The following is a 4,170-nucleotide window of genomic DNA, read 5'->3' as shown; positions in this document are numbered from 1 at the left end:
AGCTCGCCCGCCACGAACGCTGGCTCGAGCCCCCGCCAAACCACTGGGTCCCCGAACCCGACGCGGCCGCCTTCAGGCTCGGGTAGATGGTGCACACAGCCCCTGGTGATCGCTGCTGGCGGAACCAGTCGATGGCGTCCGCCACGGCCCCGGCGTGGGGGGTGGGGCAAGGGATCGGGGGGGCCGCTGGTGAACCTGCCCCGCCGGTCGCGCTGGTAGCCGCGGAAACCTTCGTCCTGGACCCGACGCCACCACCGAGGTGCCCTAGGCCGGGGTCACGACGGCCAGCCGGCGACCGTCGAGGGCCGGCCGCGGTCCTGGCAGGGCCCCGGACCCGAGACCCTTGGCGGGGTCTCGTCCGGGGCCGGGTCCATCCCGGGAACGGTGAGGCTGGCGCCGCCTTCAGCGGTGACCCGCAGGCTGGCCTGGGGCAGCCCGCGGTTGCACCACTCGCGCCAGAGGAAGCGCCACATCATCGCGCCGCCGATCACCCACGACCCGCTGAGCCGCTGGATGCCGTCGACCGGCAGGTCGCCCTCCACGGTGGTGCTGGCCGGGTTGCCCCTGACCGGCAGCGGCCGACCCGCGGTGTCGGTCACCGCCAGGCGCAGGGTGAGCCGCAGGTGGCAGCGTGGTCCCTGCCGGTAGCGCACGCCGCCCTGGAGGACGGTCCCCTGGTAGCCGTCGGCCAGGCCGTACTCCTCCACCCAGACCAGCCGCCACTGGTCGGGGTTGCAGGCCGGCAGGCTCGTGTCCCCCACCGTGGGCGCGGTGGGCCGCAGCTGCTCGACCGTGGTGGGGATCGTCTCGGCGACCGCCCGGTAGCGGTCCCACAGTCGCCGGCCGTCCGCGCGGATCCCGAACCCGACGCTGTGGGGCACGCAGCGGGCCGCGCCCGTCAGGCACGGGCGGCCCCAGTCGATCGACCAGCCCGCGAAGTGGTACCGGTCATCGGCCATGCGGTCGCTGACGGTCCGCAGGTAGGGTCGGCCGTTGGGCAGCCGGCCCAGGCTGGTGGTCCCCCCCACCCAGTTCTCGCCGATCCAGAACGACCGGCCGACCTGCCACGAGACCTCGAATGCCGCCGGCGGCATTGCCGGGACCGCGATCCCGGGCGGGACCAGGGTCAGGTACCGCTCCCCCTTCCCGCCGCGTATCGGGTACGGCACGATCCGCCAGTCGGGCGGGTAGCGGAAGCGGAGGTTGCCGGTCGTGTCGGTGTAGGACTTCCAGCCCTTGGTGGAGACCGTGCCGGGCGTGGGCAGCGTGGTGGCGGAGGGGCCGACCAGGGCCGGATCCTGGCCGCGGACGGCAGCCAAGGCGACCGCGGCGGCCAGCACCGCGACCAGGGCGACCGTGCCAACCAGCATGGGTCGGGAGCGGGCTCGCCGATGCCGCGCACGCCGCACGATGACCTGCAGGTCGGGGGGTGTGGCGTGCTTGGTCGCCTCGGCGGCGAGCCGCTCCAGTCGTGCGTCCAGGTCGTTCATCCTTGCGAAACCTCCGGCCGGTCGGTGGCGAGCGCGTGGGCCAGGACACGGCGGCCGCGGGCCAGCCGGGACTTGACCGTCCCGGTCGGCACCCGCAGCTCGCGGGCCACCTCCTCGACCGGCAGGCCCGCCAGATGGTGCAGCACGATCACCTGCCGCTGGCCGAGCGGCAGGGCACGCAGCGCGTTGTGGAGGTCCAGCAGCTCGGGGCTCAGCTCGGGCACCGCCGGCGGCGGGCCCAGTCGCAGCAGCGCCACGGCCCGGCGACGCAGCCGTCTGGCGGCCAGGGCGGCCAGGTTCAGCGCCACCCGCCGCACCCACGCCTCCGGGCGGTCGTAGGCGCACACCTGGGCCCAGCGGACATAGGCGCGGGCGTACGCCTCCTGGAGGTGGTTCTCGGCCTCGGACAGGTCGCCGGTGACGGCGAACAGCTGCCCGAGCAGCCGCTGGTAGGAGGCGGTGTAGAAGGCGGCGAAGCTGTCATCGCCCATCGGCATCGGCTCGGCTCGGCGGTCCGGTCCACCATTAACATGCCGCTCGGGCCGATCCGGTTCCACCGTCGGACGGACGACCGCACCGCTGCACGGTCAGGCGGACAGCTACCAAGGACGCCGACCTCGACCGAGGCCTAAAGAACTGGCAGGCCGCTCCCTGGATTTGCGGCGAATTGCCGGCATCGGCTCTTCGCGGCCCCAGCGCGGCCCAGACTAGGGCACGCCAAGGGCGCACCGGCGAGGACGCCGCAGCTCGAAGCCTGGCGGCGACGGTACCAGCTCGGCCGGAGGGTGAGGCCCGTCCAGGGTGACCACCTGCCTCGTTGGCAAGCCTCCGCAGGGGCGCGGCAGCCTCCCGGAGTCGGGACCTACGCGGTCGTCGCCGAGTGCGCCGCCATCGCCCAGGTGCTGCGCGGCCGCTTCCGCAGGGACCTGCTGCCCGGCGATCCCAGCTTCCCCTCGGGGCCGTACTGGAAGCTCGACACTAGGCGGATGACGGAGTCGCGCGATGACAGCTCTGTCCCTGCCTGAGCTGCCTCAGGCGCCTTCACCGGGTGGTTGGCCGGAGCCAGATCGAGGCCCGGGTTGGTTGCATCGTCTGGTCGACCACACCCAGCAACTCCCCCGACAACGCGTCCAGGTCGACCTCCTCGCGGAGTCGGCGGCTGAATGCCTCGACGGTCTTGGCCGCATCGTACTTGCGACGGTTGAAGCGCCGATCCACGACCGCCTGGATGCGGCGGCGGGCCGGCTGGAACAAGGCGGCCACCGCCAGCGTGGCCCCGGCCACCGCCCAGCTCGGGGGCTCTCCGCCGACCCCGCCGAACACCTGGCCCACGACGAGCACAATCGCGGCGTAGACGCCGGCGAGGAGGGCGGTGAGCAGCCCATAGACCAGGGTGCGGTGAGCAGCCCATAGACCAGGGTGCGGTTGATCAGCCGGTCAATGTCGTACAGCCGATAGCGCAACACGGCCACGCCCACACCGACATAGAGGGCGCCAGAGGTAAGCGCCTCGATCAGCGCGTCCACCAGCCCAGGGGGTACCTGACTGATCATGTCCAGCAGGATGTAGGCCGCCAGGAACCCCCCGCCGTAGGCGAGCCACTTCAGCTGCTGGCGTTGCAGGCCCCTCGCTCGCCGGAACCGCAGCAGCAGCAACACTGCCGAGAGCAGGATCGCCAGAAACAACGTCGTGATCCCAACATTGGCGACGGTGTCGGCGAGCGCCTCGATGGAGCCCTGGACCGCCAGCGGATTCCCGATCGGGTCAGCTTCGTCCGCGGGAAGGAGGGCGCCGGCAACCGTGGTCACCACGACGGTGACCCCGATCGCTCGGGTCACCCAGCGCCAGCGTCGAGACGGCGGCCGCCCGTCGGGGAACAGCAGCAGAATCAAGGTCGTCAGGCCCAGCAGGGGCACAAACACCACGTTGCCCGTCCAGGCGATCGAGCCTGCCCACCACGGCAGCCCGTCGCCGCCGCTGGCCGACACGTAGATGGCATAGGCGTTGGTGAAGCCGACGACCGCCCAGCCCAAGCCATAGGCCAGCCACAGCCAGCCGTACGGATTGGCGGGCCGCCGGGCCGCGAGCAGGCCACCAAGCAGGGGCGGTCCCAGCAGGCTCACGAGGCTGATCGCCTGTTCCGCCCTCGACGCGTAGCCCTCCGGCGCCGGTCCATCCGGGCGAGTCCACAGCAGCACCAGCCCCGCCGCCAGCAGCGTCAGTGCCAACCGCAGGCCATCCAAGCTAGGCGAGCGGTGGTCCGGGCCTGAAGCCCGCTGCGAGTCCGGGGGGTCTGAGCCACCGTCATCAACTGCACTCTTCAACCATGGGCCGCCCTCGTCCTGCTCTGCCATACCGGCCGCCAGTGCGAAGCCCCCAGTGGCCAGTGACAGTCTCCCTAGCCACCGTCCCGAGATCGTTACGAGTTACGCAACACGGCCAGAGTCGGCGACGGGCGGCGAGGTCGGGGGTCTGGCTTCCAAGGCGGCCGGTCTCAGGCAACCTGACCAGCGAAAACGGCCTAGCCGGGTAATCACAATTAGTCGCGAGCAGGCAGCTGCTGCACCGACCAGCGGTTGCCGTCCGGATCCTGGAAGAACACGAAGGAGCCCCAGGGGAACTCCTGGACCTCGCTGACCTCCACCCCCCGCTGGGCCAGCTCCCCACGCGCGGCATTGAT

The 4,170-nt window shown here is 71.9% G+C and carries 4 protein-coding genes; all 4 read right to left on the bottom strand.

Annotated features, from left to right (window positions below; translation table 11 throughout):
- Positions 1–275: 275 nt before the first annotated feature.
- Positions 276–1,490: a hypothetical protein gene (locus VF468_24620; GenBank protein ID HEX5881474.1), complete on the bottom strand. Its 1,215-nt coding sequence runs from the start codon at positions 1,488–1,490 to the stop codon at positions 276–278.
- The gene (locus VF468_24615) at positions 1,487–1,987 is read right to left on the bottom strand and encodes a sigma-70 family RNA polymerase sigma factor (protein HEX5881473.1); all 501 of its coding nucleotides are present in this window, start codon (positions 1,985–1,987) and stop codon (positions 1,487–1,489) included. Before VF468_24615 ends, VF468_24620 begins: the two co-directional genes overlap by 4 nt.
- Before the next feature lie 534 nt (positions 1,988–2,521).
- On the bottom strand, positions 2,522–3,718 hold the full coding sequence (locus VF468_24610; GenBank protein ID HEX5881472.1) for a hypothetical protein: 1,197 nt from the start codon (positions 3,716–3,718) through the stop codon (positions 2,522–2,524).
- A gap of 311 nt (positions 3,719–4,029) precedes the next feature.
- Positions 4,030–4,170: glyoxalase (locus tag VF468_24605; GenBank protein HEX5881471.1), on the bottom strand; the 141-nt coding region annotated here is incomplete at its 5' end.

Source organism: Actinomycetota bacterium (assembly GCA_036280995.1).
Taxonomy (GTDB): domain Bacteria; phylum Actinomycetota; class CALGFH01; order CALGFH01; family CALGFH01; genus CALGFH01.
The sequence above is the reverse complement of the archived record's forward strand: the minus strand, read 5'-3'. Positions and strand labels throughout refer to the sequence as shown.

What these genes read in the sequence shown, in the direction of transcription:
- VF468_24615 (HEX5881473.1), bottom strand. Translation starts at nt 1,987, where the DNA reads ATGCCGATGGGCGATGACAGCTTCGCCGCCTTCTACACCGCCTCCTAC.
- VF468_24620 (HEX5881474.1), bottom strand. Translation starts at nt 1,490, where the DNA reads ATGAACGACCTGGACGCACGACTGGAGCGGCTCGCCGCCGAGGCGACC.